The organism is Vibrio aerogenes (assembly GCF_024346755.1).
GTDB lineage: Bacteria > Pseudomonadota > Gammaproteobacteria > Enterobacterales > Vibrionaceae > Vibrio > Vibrio aerogenes.
Genome location: NZ_AP024861.1, coordinates 2,932,613 through 2,951,849, shown reverse-complemented (window position 1 = coordinate 2,951,849; position 19,237 = coordinate 2,932,613). Strand labels below are relative to the sequence as shown.

Here is a 19,237-nt window from a genome sequence, read left to right as displayed (position 1 = left end):
TTGTGGCATCATTATTTAAAATTCATCCCGGCGATAATGTTGCAGTTGCATTATGTGATTTGAAAGCCGGAGAAGAGATAACCGTTGAAGGTGAATTAGTTCATCTGAAGCAGGATATTCCACAGGCCCATAAGGTGGCTCTGAAGGATTTCAGTGAGGGTGATTTGGTGATCAAATATGGTTCACCAATTGCACATGCAACTTCCTCTGTTAGTGTGGGTGAACATGTTTCACCCCATAATATAAAAACGAATCTGAATGATCTTGATGAGTATGAATACCAGCCTGATTTCCAGTCTGTTTCTTCTGAAATAGAGAATGCGCCGGTTTCAATATACCGGCGGAAGAATGGTGATATTGGTATTCGTAATGAGCTATGGATTATTCCGACGGTAGGCTGTGTGAACGCCATCGCGAATATGATGAAGCGTGAGCTGGAGCAGGAAGAAGATCTCTCAGCCATTGACGGTATCCATGTTTTTACACACCAATACGGTTGTTCCCAGCTGGGAGATGATCATCTGAATACCCGGACACTGTTACAGAATCTGGTGAAACATCCGAATGCCGGCGGAATTTTAGTTGTCGGACTGGGTTGTGAGAATAATCAGGTATCTGTGTTCGAAGAAACACTGGGTGAATTTGACCGTGAACGGGTTCGTTTCATGGTGTGCCAGAAGCATGATGATGAAGCAGAGCATGGTATCGCGTTAATGAAAGAGTTGCTGGCTGTGATGAAAACAGATCAGCGCGAGCCTGGCACACTGAGTGAAGTGAAATTTGGTCTTGAGTGTGGTGGTTCTGATGGTTTTTCCGGAATCACAGCGAATCCGCTTCTGGGGCAGTTCTCGGATTATCTGATCACCCATGGCGGAACCAGTGTCCTGACCGAAGTCCCTGAAATGTTTGGTGCGGAAAGAATTCTGATGAGCCGGTGTGAAAATGAAGAGGTTTTCCATCATACAGTCTCGATGGTCAATGATTTTAAACAGTACTTTATCGACCACCGTCAGCCGATTTATGAGAATCCTTCTCCGGGGAATAAAGCCGGGGGAATTTCAACGCTGGAAGAGAAATCGTTAGGCTGTACACAAAAAGCAGGTCAAAGTAATGTGATTGATGTGCTTCGCTATGGGGAACGCCTGCGGAAACCGGGGCTGAATCTGCTCAGTGCACCGGGCAATGATGCGATTGCCACCAGTGCTTTGGCTATGTCCGGATGTCATATGGTTTTATTTACGACCGGGCGGGGAACACCTTATGGCGGGCCGGTTCCGACAATGAAAATTGCAACCAATAGCAATCTGGCCGGGCGTAAACCACACTGGATTGACTTTAATGCTGGCACACTGGTAGAAGGCGAGTCGATGGATGCGCTGCTCAACCGTTTCATTGAGGTCGTTGTCACGCATGTGAACGGTGAACCAACACGTAATGAGAAAAACAATTTCCGTGAAATTGCAGTGTTCAAAAGTGGTGTAACACTTTAAGGGCCTTCATTGGAACTGATGTTTTATTTAATATGACACTCTGCGGTCATACAGGTATATCCGGTATGACAGGCAGGGTGTTTTTATTTTGTATGTAAAAATGACGTTTTGCATTTTGCCGGCATCATTACAGGATGAGTGCTGGTGACCGGGACAGAAGAATGAGTTAACCCGCTGTGATGTGGTTTCCTGAGTGCTTTTCTCGCTGGTTAGTGTTTTTGACTCTGGTTTGGATTATTCGGTGATATCCAGAATCGGGCTTTCAGAATAAAGGAAGCGATCGTAATCATCATTGGTTGCGTTAAACAGCATCTCTTTGGTATTTTCAAGATGTTTCCACATGGCCAGTTTAGCTGCTTTTGGATCACGCTGAATCAAAGCTTTCAGAATTTCATCATGCTCATCACACCAACTTTTGATAGATTCATCATGAATGTGTTCATGCATTTTTTTCCAGTAAGGATTATTTTCCCGTTGTTCACAGAGTAATTCTGCAATATGCACCAAGGCAGAATTTTGTGTGCAACGGGCAAGCTGAATGTGAAATTCTTTATCCCAGTGCGAGTCTCTGGCTCTGTCTTCGCCTTTCGCCTGTTCCTGAATTCGCATCAGGGACACCAGATCCTGCTTACTGGCCTGAATGGCTGCAAACTCAGCAATATTGCTTTCGATAAGCTGTCTTGCCTGAAGTAATTCAAAAGGACCACAACTCAGGAAGAAACTTGATGTCACATCTTCCGCCGGGACGCTCATATTCCCGCGCTGATTTTTTACACGGATACCAGAACCTTTTCTGACTTCAACAAAACCTTCAACTTCGAGCATGATCATGGCTTCACGGACAACTGTACGGCTGACACTCATTTGTTCAGAGATGACTCTTTCAGCGGGTAACATATCACCAACCTGATATTTGCCTTCCTGAATTTCCTGCTTAAATACGTTAGCAATCTTGTGATATAGCTTACAGCTTGTATCCATAATGGCTCCGCTCCCGAAGTGATAGTGATAATTTGTTATACCAATAAAAGGTATAATCCTATGAGAATAATCAAACAGGTCCATTAAGTCAAAGCCTAACAAGATGCTCTTACAAACTTATTCACGAATTTATCTATACCCGACACGATATTGTATGTAACGGGTTGTAATAGTGTGATGACATACAAAAAATCAGTAATTAGAAAGAGATTTATTATTTCATCTGCAATAGGTTAGATATATATTAAATGACATGCGTATTGCTACAGGATATACATACTGGTACAAGCCTTTCAGAGTGCTTACTTTGCATGTACTGGTAAAAACTGATTTCAGCTCAATATTGTGATTTCACAGTATTTCGTCTAATGCCTTGCATCGCTGATTCCGGCCGGAAACTGAAACCAAAGATTAACAGACCTGACTGATTCTGATTCAACGTGATGAATGTATTGCTTCTGTGGATTGAATTCATTCAAAAACAGATGCTTATCCGCTCTGATTTTGATTTAAGTTAATAAAATGAAACACATTTGTTCTGACGTAGGATGAAAGTTGGCGACGGAGGAACTTTTCGACTAATAGTTTATGTGTTTTGTGTCTTGCGGTGATGATCTGTTTTCAGCAGAGGTCAATCTGTTGGTCTGTTGAATATATAAATGCGCATAGGGTAAACAAAAATAACCATGATAGTTTAAAAGCCCTGAACACTGGTAGTGGCTCACTTTTCGGGTGGTTTTGATGCTGGACAGGACCGAATCAGGAAGTGAAGGAATTGAGTATATAAACAGGAAAAACATATGTCTGTACAAAGTTTGGGTATGATTGAAACGGTAGGATTAACCGCCGCAATTGAAGCGGCTGATGCAGCGATTAAATCAGCGAATATCGTCCTGATAGGGTATGAACTCACTAAGAGCAATGGTGTGATTACAGTGAAGTTTGAAGGGGAGACGAGTGCTGTCAATACTGCAATTTCAGCGGGTTGTGCTGCTGTGAGCCGGATTGGGGAAGTCTACTCCCACAAGGTTGTTTCCCGGTCTGACAATGAGACGAGCGACGCTTCTTACGCTGACGATGATGTCACACTGCTTGTCTGACATTTTGGTGTATGACAGATCTGCTTTACTTGCGCTTATACCCGGCCCGGTTCCTGTCAGGTTGTTTTGCTCTCATTGTTTTTCTGAACGAAGGCATTCTTTTTTGTCATCAGGTTAGTGATTCAATTCTTTTGGGATGGTTAATTCTTTTGGGATAGTTAATGTATATTGTACGCCTTCCCCTGGTTCTGATTCAAAATCGAGTTGTCCCTTCAGTTTTTGTCTGATGAGGTTAAATACCAGATTTAATCCAAGCCCTGAACCGCCTTTGCCGCGTTTCGTGGTGAAAAATGGTTCAAAAATCTTTTGATGTAATTCTTTAGGAATACCCGCACCGTTGTCTGTGTAGACAAAGATAATATTTTCATTCTCTTCATGGAATCTGATATGAATCTCCGGCTGTTCACAATGTTCAAAAGCATGATTAACACTATTGAGAACCAGATTGGATATCACTTGCGTCAGAACGCCGGGCAGGCTGTTCATTTCCAGTGTTGTATCACCGGATATCACCGGGTGAACCGGAATTTTTCTGGTTTCCGGATGAAGACTTGAGAGTAAAGAGTGCAATACCTGAGAGATATTAAAATGATTACGACTCTCAGAAACCTGATCAACAGCTGTCTGCTTAAAGTCTTTAATCAGTTTACTGGCACGGCTCAGGTTATTTTCCAGCAGTTCACTGCTTGTTGCCATTTTTTGCATCAAATCGGCAAACTGGGTGCTGGTCAGGCTCTGTGATTCGAACGCCTGATTCAACTCTGTAATCACTTCTGTAACCATCGATGCCGCAGTCGTTGAAATCCCCAGAGGGGTATTGACTTCATGGGCCACACCTGCAACCAAACCACCTAAGGCCGCAAGTTTTTCTGATTCGATCAGCTGATTTTGAGTTCGTTTTAATTGCTCCAGACTTTGTTCTAAATCTTTTGTCCTGTCTACAACGGTTTGCTCCAGATTCTTGTTTAAATCTTCAAGTTCAAGGCGGGTATCGTGTAATCCACGGATATTGGTTGTCAGGTCATGTGTCAGCTTATTGACTTCGTTTGCCAGCCAGGACAGCTCGTCTTCATCACTGGTAATCCAGCGAATGTTTTTCAGTTCCAGTTGTTTATTTTCATGGCTTGGATTGTACTGCCTGAGATAGTGAACAATCGTGAATATTCTTTGGTTAATACTCCGGTTAAAGATGACCAGAATGACGTAACAGACAATCACTGTTTTCACCATGTTCGTCGCTAATGTGGTGAGAAAATTATGGATGAGGGTGTCGTAAATCGCGGAAGCGTTCGATTCTACATAAATTGAACCAACCGTTTCGACCATGCCATAAGGATCGGTATATGTCAGAGGATAGGTTGCTCTGACGGTACTGCCAGTGACCGGCGTTCCTGATTCGAATTTATACTTATTTGACTTGATTTGGAGATAATCAATATGAGGTAACCGGATCAACCCGTCCATATTTCGCTGGAGTTCGAGCAAATCAAGATCCCAAAGCGAAGATGCAATTAATTTTGTATGAACAGTTTGGATCTCATGGTGCCGTTTATCCACTTCACTGAACTGTTGGTTGTAGTCAAAGAAGAGCTGAACTAATGTGACTAAAAGTGTGATCGAGCCACTCAGTAGTACCAGGATCTGAATAATTCGTCGTCCCAGATAACTTTTCAAAGGGTTAAGCACTTGAATATCGTTATGTTTTTCTGCTTGCATAACTTGAATAATTTGCCTGTCTCTGCATAAGTTACTTAAGTATAGTGAAAAGTTTTTTGTCCATACTTCTGAGGTGCTTAAAACATGCATTATGTCAGGATATTTTGTGTCTTTTCATGATTATGGTTGTTTGAGTATTTTGTGAGATTCTGGCGAAAAAAATTATGCTTCTTTCGTTATGCTTGAGGCATTCTGACAACTTAGTGACAGTGTGCATATGGTCTGCCATCTTACAAAAAGTTATTTCGTAAAAAGCTACGTTTATTCATTGCTGCCGGTCAGCCTTTTTTTATTTCCTGCGATAGCAGGCGTCAGTGTTGCCCGAGCCAGTCATCTGTCTGTTGGCCCGACGGTGAATGAGGAAAGTGTCGTGACGACAACACAGGGTTGTCAGGGCAGTGATCCGGATAAAGTCCGCTGTATTCACCTTGATGCCACGTCCCCGGCTGATGTCAGCAGCGCTCACCGTCCGGATGTTAAATCTGTATCAGTCCATGATCCTGATACAATGATTGAACACTTCCGGATGATGAATATACCGATGATCGCGGTGAGTGATGATATTGATCAGTATTACCGCAATTCTGCGTCAGAGAAAGCCGCTATCAAAAATCTTGGCTTTGGCATACATCTCGGAGAGCTGATTCAGCGTGTTTTACCGGATGGAGGAACAGTTTGTTTGCTTGCAACAGCAAATGATTTACTGTCTGAAAAGAGAATACAAGGCATTCGGATGATGTTGAGCGGGGATGAACAGCATCCGGATGGTCAGTCTCTCTCCGGAGAAAGAGGATGGCAGGAATGTATAGCATCACCTTTGACCATTCCATTGGATACCGATCTGAAAGGAAATGAAAAGTTGATGTCGCAGTTAAATAAACTGCGCCCGGATATAGTGGTTTCTGTATCGTATTGGTTTTTATCTGAACTGATTGAAGAAGCTGACAGAAATGAGGCGAACCAGCGTGCCTTTGATCCGGATATTGCTGTCATTGTCGGAGCCGATGGTGTTTCCGGTAAAGAGATTGACGTCATCACCGGGCTACAAAATGCACAAGTAAACTCAGAGAGAAAAATAAAAGTATATATTCATCTGCCCCTGCCATGGCAGAAGAAACTTTCAAACGAATAAAAAGCACATGAAGTGCCTTTTACCCGTTATTTTCAAAGAGCCACCGCCTGAAGCGGTGGCTCTTGTTTGTTGAAACACAAGCTGATTTATTTAAGGCTTAATGTTACACCAGAATACGAACTGTAAGCACGAAGCATGACATGATATGTTTCACCTGACTTAGTCAGAATTTGACAGGATTCACTATTACCGGTCTTATATGGACGGCAGTCATAAGAGCTGGTTGTTGGCTGGCTTCCTGCTTTCACATAGAGATCAACATCACCACTGCCACCTGAAGTGGATACTGTTGAATATGTGAGTGAATCAACCGTAAATGTGTAGTATTTAGCGGAGCCGGTTGAGCCGGATAAGCCTGTAATTGGTGTTCCTTTCACTAACACATTGCTGCTGGTTGTAGAATCGCAATCTGCATTGACGCCAACGGTTTTAAATGCACTGACGACATCGCTTTCTGAATAGCCCAAATCTTTAGCTGCTTTTGCGACACCACAAGCTGCAGAATCAAACGTTGCGTTGGATGTCCAGTAAAGCTTGTTGGCATAGGCAAATGCCTGGAAGCCTTTCTTCGGATTCCAGCCTGATGTTGTAGACAACAGGTAGTAGGCACGGTTGAAAACACCACTTGAGTAGTGAACATTCAGGCTGCTGGTGTATTGTGATGCGTTATCAATAGAGCTGCCATCTTTAGAAGGTTTTTCAAAATAACGTAAAGCATCACCGGATTTCATAATATCGGCACCAACCAGCCAGTCAACTTTACCGCGGTCGTAATACTCCATCGCTTCCCCTGCAATGTCAGAGTATGCTTCATTAATACCGCCGGACTGACCACTGTATACAAGCCCTGAGTTTTGCTCGGTAAATCCATGGCTGACTTCGTGTGCACTGACGTTGATATCAACCAGTGGATAAAAATAGCTGGCACCGTCACCAAAGCTCATGGTTGAACCATCCCAGAAGGCATTTTCATAGCTGCTGCCATAGTGGACCCGCATGACCAACTGAAAGCTCAGGGGATCGGTATTCAGCCAGTCGTTGTACATATCAACAATCATATGCCCGTAATACTGAGCATCATTGAGAGGCGAGTAAGCACCATTGACCTCTTTATAGTCATTGTAGTTTGTTGAATCTGAGCACTTATAGCTATATGCAGTTGTACCTGAGCTGCCACCATTCAGATTGACGGTTTTGACTTCGTCAGTATTCATCGTACAGGTTGTGCCGGTTTTATCGATGGCAAACTTAGATTTTCCATTCTCGCCATAGACATATTTACCTGTTCTTCCGTTTCCACCCGGGCCTTCACCTTCTGCTTCAGAATGATTCAAACCTTCCCATGACTTGAGAATGTCTCCACTTTCAGCATCAATAAAGAAAAATGGACGGGTTGGGTGATCATCAGCCACAAAAAAATCAACCATATACACCAATTGTGCCTGATTATTTTTATCAAGACGAACCATCAGTTTAGCGTTTTCATGCTCAGATTTTGGTGTAGATAAAAGGCTTTTATCGCGTCTGAAATGTTCTTTGGCAATCGACAGCGCTTGTTTTTGATCGATTGTTGGCGTGATTGTTGAGACATCATTAGCGATGCCTTTTGCCATAACACCATAGACATCTCTTTTTCCGGTTTTTGTTTCTGTCGCAACAACTGAAGTATCAAAAACAGGAATACCATGATAGGTCTGCTGATAACGAATTTTCTTTTTACCGTTTGGTAATGTGGCGTGCGTTACTGCTTTAAAACCGGTTTCTGTCGGTGCAATACTCAGAGACTGCAATGCAAGCGCTTGCTCAAGCATGACTGAATCATTAACTGTTACTTTTTCTGCTGCTGTTGCTGGCAGTGTAACCATTGCACTTACGGCAAGAAGCCAGTTGATATGACGTTGTGTTTTATTCATTTCTCAATCCTGGAGATTATTTTTTACAGTTAATTTCTGACAAAACAGTAATTAACACCAAATGCGATCATTCGCGGAAATAACCATCCATGACATCGGAGAAATGATCCAGAGCTTCAGGGAAAATAGTTTTTAATCGATGTTTAGTTTAATTGACGTAGAATTATATGTAATCGATACAATTTTAACATTAATTAAAAGATTAAATTATTTAAAAACAGTGTCTTACATGTTTTATAACATTTTTGTGACAATTTTTTGTGACATAATAATATCAATAATAATTTTCTGTGATTTGTTTAAAAGATGATGATTTAAAAGATAAAAATGAATGTTTAAAAAGTAATCATCAGTTCTTTTGCTGATGAATAATTATCCACTTATATTGGTTATATATATATAATATCATTAAAGGCTTAAAAAAACACATGAGTAGAATTTATTAAATCATATTGAGCTCTTAGCAAAGTTTTTGACTCATTTATCTGGATTTCTTTGTCAATATGAAGTGGTTTGACCCTGGTCCATCAAGTGAAAATACTCTGACAAACGTGTATGATTCGCATCATGTACATATTGAGGCAGCTTTTGAGTTGTCTTTTTATATGATCCTGTCTTGGGTGATGAAGAGTTGAAATATGATGGAAAGAAATGCACTGATTGGATTTTCGGGCTTTGTTGGGCAAACTTTGTTAAAACAAGCACCATTTGAAGACCTGTACCGGTCAACAAATATTTCTGAGATTAGAGGTAAGTCATTTAATACAATCGTCTGCGCCGGTGTCTCTGCTGTAAAATGGTTAGCGAATAAAGAGCCGGAGCAGGATAAAGCGTCTATTGATGCTTTGATTGAACATTTATCTGCCATTCAGTGCCGGCAGTTTATTCTCATCAGTACGGTTGATGTATTTAAAGAGCCGGGAGGGGCGGTTGAATCAACGCCGGTTGATACAGAAAACCTGCACCCTTACGGCCTGCATCGTTATCAGCTTGAAGAATTTGTTAAAAAACATTTTGAGAACCATCTGATCGTTCGTTTACCCGGACTGGTTGGTCCCGGACTGAAGAAGAATGTTATCTATGATTTTCTGAATGATAATAATTTAAATGCTATTGATAGCCGGGGCATTTTTCAGTTTTATCCCATGGTGAATTTATGGCCTGATATTCAGATTGCTTTATCAGAAAATTTATCTTTAATTCACCTGACGGCTGAACCTTTATCAGTGCATGATATTGCCAAAGACGGGTTTGGTTTTGAATTTGAGCAACATATCGTCGATACGCCAGCGGTTTATGATTTCAGAACTGAGCATCATGCATTATATAATCATACTGACCTGCCATATCAGTATTCAAAACAAGAAGCGTTGTTAGCTATTCGGGCATATGCCCAGTCTGAGCCTAAAAAATAAGCAGGATGATTGATGATTTCTATTTCTAATATTGCCTGGGATATTGCGATTGATCATGATATTGCCAGTCTGATGCACACACACGATGTTAGTTATATTGATATTGCACCACCGAAGTATTTCCCTGAACCCGCTCTGGTGACAGACCAGTCGTTAGATGAGGTCAGACAATACTGGCAGAAAAAAAATATATCCCCGTTGGGGATGCAATCTTTACTTTTCGGAACGCAGGGATTGAATGTATTTGCCGGTGAAGAGGTACAGGAAAAAATGCTGGCGCATTTGGGGCATATCTGCCGGATTGGTGATGGATTAGGGGCGAGGAAATTAGTCTTTGGTTCTCCTCGGAACCGGGATCGTTCGCATCTGAATGATGCCGATACATCTTGTATTGCCAGACACTTTTTCCGTAGTTTAGGAGATATTGCGAAGCAGCATGATGTCACGATTTGTCTGGAACCCAATCCGGTCTGCTATCACGCCAATTTCATGACTGACAGTCTGGAAACAGCACAGGTCGTGGCAGCTATTGATCATCCAAATATCCGGATGCAATTAGATGTTGGTGCGATGTGTATTAATCAGGAATCTCCTGATGAAGTGCTCCAACAAGTTGCGCCCTGGGTTCATCATATTCATATCAGCGAACCTCAGCTGGCACCTTTGAATCAGGACAATCGCTATCATTTACAGGCAGCCAAAGCGATTCAGCGTTATTTACCGGATTATCCACTGGCGATCGAGATGCTGACTTCATCACGGGAAAATGCACTCACTGAAATTGAGCAGGCCGTGCTGTTGATAAAAACGATTTATCTGGGATTATCGAAATGAAGTGGCTGATTCTTGTTTTAGGTATTTTATCGAATGCTTCGGCAAGCGTCCTGATTAAAGTGGCCATGTCATCAAAAGAGAAGCCCATACAATTAAGTCATCCGTTGAGTATTCTGCTGAACTTACCATTGATAAGCGGAGTCGCTCTTTATGGTATTGCTTTTGTTTTGTACGCCGTTGCATTAACATATTTACCCCTCAGTATTGCACACCCAGTTCTAACCAGTGGTGCTATTGCTGTGGTTGCAATTTCATCTGTCCTTATTTTTGGTGAGCATCTCGCATTGATTAATATAGTCGGTATAGGGTTGATTATTTTGGGCGTTGTTGCCCTGACTGCAAATTGAAAAAAATTAAAATGGATAAAACGGTAGATATTACAATTATTGGTGGTGGCTTTTTTGGGCTTTATATCGCAGAGTATTTTGCAAAGTTAAATAAAAAGGTTTTGATCGTCGAGAAGGAAAGTGATGCGATGCAGAGGGCCTCTTATGTGAATCAGGCCCGGGTTCATAATGGTTATCACTATCCCAGAAGTGTATTGACAGCACTACGGTCACGTATCTCATTTCCACGTTTTGTGGATGAGTTTGAAGCCTGTGTCGATAGTGATTTTGATAAATACTACATGATCGCAAATCGCCTGGGTAAGGTCACATCCAATCAATTCAGTAAATTTTGTGAGCGCATTGGCGCAAGTTGCGAGCCGGCACCGTCAGCGGTGAAAAAGCTGGTTTGTCCAAATATGATTGATGGTGTTTTTAAGGTAAAGGAATTCGCCTTTAATGCCACTTTGTTAAAACAAGTCATGATGGATCGGATACAGAATCTGGGTGTTCACATTTTATTTGACCACCGGGTGGAAAAAATTACGCAAAATGAATCAGGTACCGGCCTGAATTTAAAGATTGGTTCGCAGACAGAGCCGTCAGAAGTTTGTTGTAAGCAGGTTTTTAACTGTACCTACTCATTGTTGAATTCGGTGTTGCATGAATCCTCAATAGAGCTCATCCCTTTGCGTCATGAAATGACTGAAATGTGTATTGTTGATGTGCCGGATGAACTCAAACAGATGGGAATTACAGTGATGTGTGGGCCGTTTTTTTCTGTCATGCCATTTCCTTCTAAACAGGCTCACTCGTTCAGTCACGTCCGTTATACACCTCATTACGAATGGGATGATAATCATCAGTTCTCTTATCTGGATGCGCATCAACATTTTGACCAAAGTGAGAAACAAAGTGCCTGGAGAAAAATGCAAAAAGATGCTCAGCGTTATATTCCGGTTTTGAGTGAAATGAAATATAAGGAATCTCTTTGGGAGGTGAAAACCATTTTACCCCGGAGTGATACCGATGATTCCCGGCCTATTTTATTCAAAGCAAATTATGGCTTACCCGGCTTACATTGTGTGATGGGTGGCAAGATTGATAACGTTTATGACGTGATCAAAACAATTCATGAATTAGGATTAGATGCGTAATGAAGAGTGAAACTTTTGTTTCAGTTGTTTTAGTTGTGAATAATCAAACGGATGCGTTGATCAATTATTTATCTGAACTGAGTCCGTATCTGAATGAGCACTATAGCGACTATGAGATCGTGATTATCGATCAGCGGTCAACGGATGGGATTGAAAATAAACTGGCTCAGCCTTTATCTCAATATCAATCCATCAGGCATATTCGCCTGTCTCAGGTTGTTACGGATGATGTCGCGCTTGCTGCCGGGATTGAAAATGCAATTGGTGATTTTATCGTTCACCTCAATATTGAGACGGACCAGTGTTCAATGATCGAAGCTTTGGTTGAAAGCGGTAAAGCCGGCAGCGATATTGTTATTTGCACGACAGGTAAGGTGACAACATCGGCATACCGGCTTTTGAGAAAATGGTCGAATTATCTGTTACGTTCCATTGGTTATACATTACCTGAGAATTCAACAGGCTCATTATGTCTGAGTCGCAGAGCGGTGAATGCGATTACTGAGACCGGGCGTTTCTATTGCAAGCTGCATATGAAAATGGCGAATACCGGTTATTCTCTCCAATCGTTTCCCTGTGATGACTATGTCAGTAATGTTCATCATAAAAGCGTATTCAATGGGATCAAAGAAACGCTGCACCATATGATTTTTAACTCAACCAAGCCACTGCGCTGGATGAGTTCCCTCGGGGTGATTGGTAGCTTAATGGCAATGCTATTCTCCTGTTATAGTTTGATTGTCCATTTTATTAATGATGAAGTTGCCCCTGGCTGGACAACAACAATATTATTTATGTCATTCATGTTTGCTTTATTGTTTACCATGATGTCATTTTTTGGTGAATATATTGCCCGTTTATTAAATGACAGAAGTGACCATAAAGAATATAACGTGATCTATGAGAAGAACAGTTCAGTGATGCTGGATGAAAATCGCAGTAATGTGTTATTCAGTTCAACCAATGAAACTCAAAATTTAAGTCAGACAGGCCGGGACAGATGATCAATCCACCAAAATATTATGATGTACCCCGATATCGTGAAGTTTTCCATCAGGGAAAGCAGAATGACTATTGTGTTGCAATTTTCGTTATCAATGAAGGAGAAAAACTCCATAAACAGTTAGCCCGTATGCAGCAGGCTGATTTAAAAAATGTTGATGTAATTATTTCTGATGGGGGCAGTACTGATGGCTCGACAGAAACCAAACAGTTAAAGGCACTTGGCGTCAACACGCTGCTGGTCAAAGAAGCGACAGGAAAGCTGGGAAGCCAGATGAGAATTGCATTTTCCTGGGCTTTAGAACAAGGTTACAAAGGTGTGGTTGTCATTGATGGTAATAACAAAGATAGTGTTGAAAATATTCATGATTTTGTAGAAAAGCTGGAAGCCGGATACGATCATATTCAGGGCTCTCGTTTTATTCCGGGGGGACAGGCGATTAATACACCTTTCTCACGCCTGGCTGGTTTGAAACTCATTCATGTCCCTATGATGCGCTATGCTTCAGGATTTAAATATACCGATACGACCAATGGTTTCAGAGCTTATAGTGCCAAATTACTGTTATCTGATGACGTCGCGCTGTTCCGGCCAGAGTTTACCAGTTATGAACTCCACTATTATCTGGCGATTGAGGCGAACCGTTGTGGCTATCAATGTATTGAGATACCGGTAACCCGGGTTTATCCAAAAGGGAAGGTTCCGACAAAAATCAGTCCAATCAGAGGGAACCTGAAAATAATAAAAACATTATATGATGTTTGTTCTGGATCTTTTTCTTTGAAGCGTGGTCATGATGGAAATTAATTTTGATTTAAGAAAACGGCATATATTATTAGCTATATCTTTTTTAATCTCGTTAATTCTCTCTGTTATAGTATATAACTATCAGTCTCATCAACTTGATAGTTATAAATATTTTGTTTTTGGTGATACTTTATTCTCAACAAGAAATAAAAAAATAGATTTAAATATATTTTATTTATTGTCTTCTGTTTATGTGTTAATATTTATTGTTGCATATCGATATTTAGATGATAAGGTTTTAAAATGTTATCGTTTGACATTATGTAAACCTTCTATATTCAATTCATTGTCTAAATATTTGCTGGCTGGGACTAAATTATTTGTTTCACTAGTCAGTTTTTATTTTTCATATCGGATTTTTAATATTATATATGCCATCAGTGTATGGAATTTATTAGCTATTGGATTGGTCATTTTATCAGCACTGTATCTGATGAAGAAAAGGAGTCTTACTCTTTTATCTTTGTCTCAGTTAATGCTGGCTTTTTCTCCTCTTTTTATGACCAACAATATTCAACATTATCAGGGCCATGAAATATTTATTACTGGTTCTGTTTGGTTATATATATATATTTGGGGGATTTGTCTTACCCTGCTTATTGTATCCGTAAAAAATGCAGAAAGTCGTCAGGCTATTCTTATTTGTTCAATATTTTTTATTTTACTTCTGTCTGTTGGTGACATTGCCAGAATTTATGTGCCGGATGAATACCATGTTGGTGAGATGTTTACACCATATCACCAACTTTTCCAGCTGGGACAGCAATCTTATGTTGATATTATTCCAACTAAGGGATGGTCACATATGATTTCTGGTCTGTTTAATAATATTTTTTTCGATGGCACATACCTAAACTATGTTGTGTCCCACCGAATATTAAGTTTATTATTTATTACAGTCCTTCTGTTAGTCTCCGGTTATTTTATTCCAAACATATATATACTCTTCATGGCTACGTGCTCAGCGTTTCATACCGGAGATCAGTATTACCCTGTACTTATTGGTTTGTTTATATTATCTTCTATGTTTGCATGGAGAAATTATTACCACTTCCTGCTTCTCTATATTTCTTTTAGTTTTGCCTACTTTATTTACTACGATGCATTTGGTATGGCATTTGGAATATCTTTATTGCCGCTTGCATTAGTCTCGATATATGAAATATATGATAAAAAAATAAAACCTGGAAGTTTGCATATCGTTTTGTTTTTCTTGGTTATTTCTATAGCGCTATATAATTATGACTATATATATAATTCAGTGATATATTGTCTGGATAGTGCTAAATTTAATCTGTTTTACTGGGGCAATTATGGAAGTGGAAGTAAGTTAATTCGGTCTAATTACTGGGTCATTGCCCACTTATGCTGGTTGTACATTGCTGTTGTTCATTATCGAAAATTATCTAATAATGATAAGGTTTGGATTACTTTCTTACTGATATTCCCGATTGTAATATTAAGTTATATGGAAGGTCGAGCTGATGGAAATTTTGTCAGGGCTCGTGATTTCTCCGCATTCTACTCTATAGTCAGTATTTGCTTAATTTTGTATCGTCATTCAAAACTGGAATATCGGCATAAAGCATTCATGCTATTGATATCAATGGTGTTTTTATTGGCTTATCATAAGTTTTATCTGAGGTTTATACCACCGCATGCATTGGAAAGTTATAAAAATATTCAGCTTAACCCGAATTTTTTATTTGTAGATAGCTCTGAGATCCCTCTTTTAGGTCGGGGGTTTATCGGCCCAGCCAATTATAAAGAACTGAAATCTGAGTATCAGCTGATAAAAAAATTAGGAGATGATGAGACTTTTTTAATTGTTGATCCTTACATCAGTCAGTCTGCAAGGTATTCGATATTTAATAAAAAGATTCCTACGATATCCCATTCAGTACTGAATATCTCCAGTATGAAGGAACAGCTGAGGGAATTAGAAAAAATTAAATCCTCGAACGTCAAGCTTGTCCGGGTTTCTGAAGGGTTATTACGTTACCAGCTATTTTATAAATATTTTCTGAATGGTGATTACAGTCTGGCTGCTTATGCAGGAAGAAAGTATCTGATAGAAAACAATTTATACCATCAGTTAATTCAGGAAGGTATGGTTCAGAAGGCAAATCTTTCAGAGCTTCCTCTGATTATGCATGACATCAGCTATTTGCCCGTGAAGTGGGGTAGTGCTGTTCAGAATGAAAATATCAGTCGATTGATTCATACAGAGACAAAACCTGTCAAGGTGGTTCGTGCCAGTCAATCCGGTGATAATCATTACCTGCTGGATGATAATGGCCGGTTTACATTTGCCCAAACACAGGCGGGGATTACTCAGGCGGATTTTCTGTTCATTGACTTATCACTGGAAGGTAAAAAAGAGTGTGATCTGAAATTGCTCTGGAGTGATACGACAGATGGTTCGTTTGATAATCACCGGAGTATTAAATTCAAAGCCCGTTCCGGAATCAACGTGATTCCCCTGAGTAATAATTATCTATGGTTCCAGGCGGATCAGATCCGGAAAACAGAAGTGAGGGTGAACTTTTGCCCGGGCGCAACGATGAAGTTCAATGCACTGGATTTTGCATTTTATGGCAATCCATAACCTAAGTCCGGATGAGCTAAGGGGAGCCTGTATATAACAGGCTCCCCTTATTTATCAGGAATTACACAGCAGCATGAGGCTGGTGTTCCAGCAATGTCTGCAGTGGCATATCTTCTTTCATCACCGGCGATTTGATGACAATGTAGCTGAAATATTTGGAGATCCCAATATTACTGTCCACCAATTTTTCAACGACTTCCTGGTAATGGGCAATGTTCCGGGTGACAAAGCGTACCAGATAGTCATATCCGCCACTGATCAGGTGACACTCCATGACCTCATCGACTTTTTTCATGCTGTTTTCAAATTTAATGAAATCTTCCCGCTTGTGGCCGTTGATATATATTTCTGTATAAACAGTGACATACTCAGTAATTTTTGCCAGATTCAGGAACGCTTTATAATTTTGGATGAATCCACTACGCTCCAGTCTTTTCACCCTTTGCAGACAAGGACTGGCTGATAAGCCGACAGCATCAGCCAGTTTGACATTGGTCATTCGCCCGTTTTTCTGTAGCTGTGTCAGTATATTTATATCGATACGGTCGAGCCTTAAATCTGAATCCATCATATTATCCTTATTATTTAATTGTGGTAGGACGATATGCTTACAAGCATAATTAATGCCATGAGTTCCTCAGAATATTCTGATGCTCGATCACCAGATCAGCCAGAGACTCTCCGGTGGGTTGATCAGATGAAGGAATCCTGTATCTGTGAATAACCCGGGTATTGGGGAATGAAGTCATATGGGCCAGATGAGGAGTGGTCAGCAGTAATGCTGATTCAATATCATGTCCCTGTGTTGCTAGCACATTGTGCAGATCATTTGCCTGACTACCGCGGATAATTAAATCCTTCTGTGTGATACCAAGGTTTTCAATCAGATAGGGAATGTCTTCCGGTTCTCTGTCGCAGCGGATAAAGACGCGGAAAAATTTTTTCAGATAATGAAGTGCGCCATATGCATCTTCATAGAGTGGCCAGTGCTTGATAGTTCGTCCGAAGCGGAAAGTCATTCTCCAGTCCTGATTCTGCTGATCCTGCTTCATCAGACTCTGGAATGTAAAGCAGTGAGAGGCACAGAAGCCATTTTGATCCAATGCATCTGATAAGTGATAGTAGTGATCCAGATAGCGTTGTATCAAGTTCGTTTGATATGAAATATCCTGCGGCAGATTCTGCTGCAACTCGTATAGTTTCGTCAGAATTCCATGAAAGTGGTTGACTAATATCCCGTCACAATCAATGATAAGCGTCTTATATTTCGTGATATCCATCAGCGATTCCCTCCGCTCAAAATTTGCACAATAATGTGGCATTTGCACCATTTCGGTGCTTACTGAGCCTGTATTATTTTGACTCAGTAAGACCGGAATGCAGGTTATGAGAAGACCTGAAGACACGCTTTTTTCAGCATATTTAACGCTTCTTCCAGCAGTGATTCAGAGATGTTCACCGGAGGCAGGAAGCGGACGACATTCCTTTGTGTACCGCACTTGATCACCAGTAAACCCTGTTTACGACACGCATCAATCAGCGCTTGAGTCAGAGCGGCGTTGTCTTCCGGGATATCGTTTTCGGTAACCAGTTCGATCGCCAGCATAAAACCAGTTCCTCTGACATCAGCGATTTGATCAAATTGTTGTTTCAGTACATTCAATCCTTCTTCAAAAAAGTGCCCCCGCTGACGTGCCAGCGTTAAAAGGGAGTCATCTTTGGTATATAAATCAAGGACAGCAGATGCTGCTGCGCATGCAATTGCATTTCCTCCATAGGTCCCACCCAGTCCGCCGGGTTTCGGCCCATCCATGATGTCTGCCTTTCCAACAACCGCAGAAAGTGGAAAACCGCCCGCCAGACTTTTCGCTGTGGTAACTAAATCAGGCTGAATACCTGAGTGCTCATAGCCGAACATTTTTCCTGTCCGGCCAAATCCGGCCTGAATTTCATCGAGAATGAGTACAATACCGTGTTGGGTCGCCAGTGCTCTGAGCTGTTGGAGAAATGATGCAGGGGCAGACAAGAATCCACCGTCACCCTGAACAGATTCCACAATGATTGCAGCGACCCGATCCGGCGTGACCTGAGCATTGAAGATGGCTTCAACTGAGTTGAGAGCATCTTCAACACTGATATGCCGGAATGCATTCGGGTAAGTTGCGTGGTAGATTTCTCCGGCCATCGGACCAAAGTTTTGCTTGTAGGGCTCGCTCATTCCTGTCAGCGTGCTGCCAAGCAGAGTCCTGCCATGAAATCCCCCCTTGAATGAAATCACCGCAGGGCGGTTGGTGTATCCGCGGGCAATCTTTACCGCATTCTCGACCGCTTCAGCGCCGGAAGACAGCAGTACGGTTTTATAATGTTCGCCCTGGCCCACCAGCTGATTCAGTTGACTGGCGACTTCAAGATAGGGTTCATACACGGTAACCTGCGCGCAGGGGTGTGAGACTTTGGTCAGCTGCTCAAGGACAGCTTTTGTCACCGCCGGGTGGTTATGACCGACATTCAGCACACCAATCCCACCCACAAAATCCAGATATCGGTGACCATCAATATCCCATAGTTCCGCTCCTGAGGCTCTGTCCAGCACGATAGGGTGGGCATTCACCAGACCTCTTGGTACATGTTTTTGTTTTTCTGCTAACAAGTCTGCTGTGCGTGAAGTAGCTATGTTCATATGACCTTTCCTTAGTAATGAAAACTGTTGAATCGTATAAAAATTATCATGTTTGCTCAGTACCGGGCGCTTTAT

16 protein-coding genes are annotated in these 19,237 nt (G+C 41.2%); 10 read left to right on the top strand and 6 right to left on the bottom strand.

From position 1 onward, the window contains the following. Positions 1-2: 2 nt before the first annotated feature. Positions 3-1,490: a UxaA family hydrolase gene (locus OCV29_RS13020; protein WP_073605718.1), complete on the top strand. Its 1,488-nt coding sequence runs from the start codon at positions 3-5 to the stop codon at positions 1,488-1,490. A 234-nt stretch (positions 1,491-1,724) separates the two neighbouring features. Here the strand turns inward: OCV29_RS13020 and OCV29_RS13015 are convergent, their stop codons facing one another. Beyond that, positions 1,725-2,471, bottom strand: a complete 747-nt coding sequence (locus OCV29_RS13015) for an FCD domain-containing protein (RefSeq protein WP_073605719.1) — start codon at positions 2,469-2,471, stop codon at positions 1,725-1,727. Positions 2,472-3,271: 800 nt separating this feature from the next. Here OCV29_RS13015 and OCV29_RS13010 point away from each other — a divergent pair. Continuing rightward, positions 3,272-3,571 (top strand): BMC domain-containing protein, encoded by a 300-nt coding sequence (locus OCV29_RS13010; RefSeq protein WP_073605720.1) that lies wholly within the window; start codon positions 3,272-3,274, stop codon positions 3,569-3,571. A 114-nt stretch (positions 3,572-3,685) separates the two neighbouring features. Here OCV29_RS13010 and OCV29_RS13005 read toward each other — a convergent pair whose 3' ends face one another. After that, the gene (locus OCV29_RS13005; RefSeq protein WP_073605721.1) at positions 3,686-5,287 is read right to left on the bottom strand and encodes a sensor histidine kinase; all 1,602 of its coding nucleotides are present in this window, start codon (positions 5,285-5,287) and stop codon (positions 3,686-3,688) included. A gap of 217 nt (positions 5,288-5,504) precedes the next feature. Between OCV29_RS13005 and OCV29_RS13000 the strand changes: the two genes are divergently transcribed. Next, on the top strand, positions 5,505-6,419 hold the full coding sequence (locus OCV29_RS13000) for a type 1 periplasmic-binding domain-containing protein (RefSeq protein ID WP_073605722.1): 915 nt from the start codon (positions 5,505-5,507) through the stop codon (positions 6,417-6,419). 86 nt (positions 6,420-6,505) lie between these two features. Here the strand turns inward: OCV29_RS13000 and OCV29_RS12995 are convergent, their stop codons facing one another. Further along, positions 6,506-8,332 carry a M4 family metallopeptidase gene (locus tag OCV29_RS12995; RefSeq protein WP_073605723.1) on the bottom strand — a complete coding sequence of 609 codons (1,827 nt, stop codon included), beginning with the start codon at positions 8,330-8,332 and terminating at the stop codon, positions 6,506-6,508. A 638-nt stretch (positions 8,333-8,970) separates the two neighbouring features. On the opposite strand from OCV29_RS12995, the gene OCV29_RS12990 reads away from it, so the two are divergent. From OCV29_RS12990 to OCV29_RS12960, 7 genes are read left to right on the top strand one after another with little or no spacing between them, the layout of a single operon-like run. Next, positions 8,971-9,747, top strand: a complete 777-nt coding sequence (locus OCV29_RS12990; protein ID WP_073605724.1) for a Rossmann-fold NAD(P)-binding domain-containing protein — start codon at positions 8,971-8,973, stop codon at positions 9,745-9,747. Between the two features lie 12 nt (positions 9,748-9,759). Beyond that, a complete protein-coding gene (locus tag OCV29_RS12985) occupies positions 9,760-10,581 on the top strand; it encodes a sugar phosphate isomerase/epimerase family protein (protein ID WP_073605725.1) in 822 nt (273 codons plus the stop codon). Beyond that, a complete protein-coding gene (locus OCV29_RS12980) occupies positions 10,578-10,928 on the top strand; it encodes a DMT family transporter (RefSeq protein WP_073605726.1) in 351 nt (116 codons plus the stop codon). The genes OCV29_RS12985 and OCV29_RS12980 overlap by 4 nt, the downstream gene beginning before the upstream one ends. Before the next feature lie 11 nt (positions 10,929-10,939). Continuing rightward, positions 10,940-12,064, top strand: a complete 1,125-nt coding sequence (locus tag OCV29_RS12975; RefSeq protein ID WP_073605973.1) for an FAD-dependent oxidoreductase — start codon at positions 10,940-10,942, stop codon at positions 12,062-12,064. Then, complete coding sequence (locus OCV29_RS12970; protein WP_073605727.1) at positions 12,064-13,068, top strand: glycosyltransferase; 1,005 nt, start codon at positions 12,064-12,066, stop codon at positions 13,066-13,068. Before OCV29_RS12975 ends, OCV29_RS12970 begins: the two co-directional genes overlap by 1 nt. Continuing rightward, positions 13,065-13,874, top strand: coding sequence for a glycosyltransferase family 2 protein (locus tag OCV29_RS12965; RefSeq protein ID WP_073605728.1), 810 nt, complete (start codon positions 13,065-13,067; stop codon positions 13,872-13,874). The genes OCV29_RS12970 and OCV29_RS12965 overlap by 4 nt, the downstream gene beginning before the upstream one ends. Beyond that, complete coding sequence (locus tag OCV29_RS12960; protein ID WP_139281693.1) at positions 13,861-16,482, top strand: hypothetical protein; 2,622 nt, start codon at positions 13,861-13,863, stop codon at positions 16,480-16,482. Before OCV29_RS12965 ends, OCV29_RS12960 begins: the two co-directional genes overlap by 14 nt. Positions 16,483-16,543: 61 nt before the next feature. Here the strand turns inward: OCV29_RS12960 and OCV29_RS12955 are convergent, their stop codons facing one another. The 3 genes from OCV29_RS12955 to OCV29_RS12945 all read right to left on the bottom strand — a co-directional run bounded on the left by OCV29_RS12955 (position 16,544) and on the right by OCV29_RS12945 (position 19,162). Next, entirely contained in the window at positions 16,544-17,053 is a 510-nt protein-coding gene (locus tag OCV29_RS12955; protein ID WP_217653341.1) for an Lrp/AsnC family transcriptional regulator, read from the bottom strand. A gap of 49 nt (positions 17,054-17,102) precedes the next feature. Continuing rightward, positions 17,103-17,762 (bottom strand): hypothetical protein, encoded by a 660-nt coding sequence (locus tag OCV29_RS12950; RefSeq protein WP_073605731.1) that lies wholly within the window; start codon positions 17,760-17,762, stop codon positions 17,103-17,105. A 104-nt stretch (positions 17,763-17,866) separates the two neighbouring features. Further along, entirely contained in the window at positions 17,867-19,162 is a 1,296-nt protein-coding gene (locus OCV29_RS12945) for an aspartate aminotransferase family protein (RefSeq protein ID WP_073605732.1), read from the bottom strand. Between the last annotated feature and the right edge of the window lie 75 nt (positions 19,163-19,237).

Coding starts and splice junctions, on each gene's coding strand:
- OCV29_RS12955 (WP_217653341.1), bottom strand. CDS start 17,053: ATGATGGATTCAGATTTAAGGCTCGACCGTATCGATATAAATATACTG.
- OCV29_RS12945 (WP_073605732.1), bottom strand. CDS start 19,162: ATGAACATAGCTACTTCACGCACAGCAGACTTGTTAGCAGAAAAACAA.
- OCV29_RS13015 (WP_073605719.1), bottom strand. CDS start 2,471: ATGGATACAAGCTGTAAGCTATATCACAAGATTGCTAACGTATTTAAG.
- OCV29_RS13005 (WP_073605721.1), bottom strand. CDS start 5,287: ATGCAAGCAGAAAAACATAACGATATTCAAGTGCTTAACCCTTTGAAA.
- OCV29_RS12995 (WP_073605723.1), bottom strand. CDS start 8,332: ATGAATAAAACACAACGTCATATCAACTGGCTTCTTGCCGTAAGTGCA.
- OCV29_RS13010 (WP_073605720.1), top strand. CDS start 3,272: ATGTCTGTACAAAGTTTGGGTATGATTGAAACGGTAGGATTAACCGCC.
- OCV29_RS12985 (WP_073605725.1), top strand. CDS start 9,760: ATGATTTCTATTTCTAATATTGCCTGGGATATTGCGATTGATCATGAT.
- OCV29_RS12975 (WP_073605973.1), top strand. CDS start 10,940: ATGGATAAAACGGTAGATATTACAATTATTGGTGGTGGCTTTTTTGGG.
- OCV29_RS12980 (WP_073605726.1), top strand. CDS start 10,578: ATGAAGTGGCTGATTCTTGTTTTAGGTATTTTATCGAATGCTTCGGCA.
- OCV29_RS13000 (WP_073605722.1), top strand. CDS start 5,505: ATGGTCTGCCATCTTACAAAAAGTTATTTCGTAAAAAGCTACGTTTAT.
- OCV29_RS12965 (WP_073605728.1), top strand. CDS start 13,065: ATGATCAATCCACCAAAATATTATGATGTACCCCGATATCGTGAAGTT.
- OCV29_RS12990 (WP_073605724.1), top strand. CDS start 8,971: ATGATGGAAAGAAATGCACTGATTGGATTTTCGGGCTTTGTTGGGCAA.
- OCV29_RS12960 (WP_139281693.1), top strand. CDS start 13,861: ATGATGGAAATTAATTTTGATTTAAGAAAACGGCATATATTATTAGCT.
- OCV29_RS12950 (WP_073605731.1), bottom strand. CDS start 17,762: ATGGATATCACGAAATATAAGACGCTTATCATTGATTGTGACGGGATA.
- OCV29_RS12970 (WP_073605727.1), top strand. CDS start 12,064: ATGAAGAGTGAAACTTTTGTTTCAGTTGTTTTAGTTGTGAATAATCAA.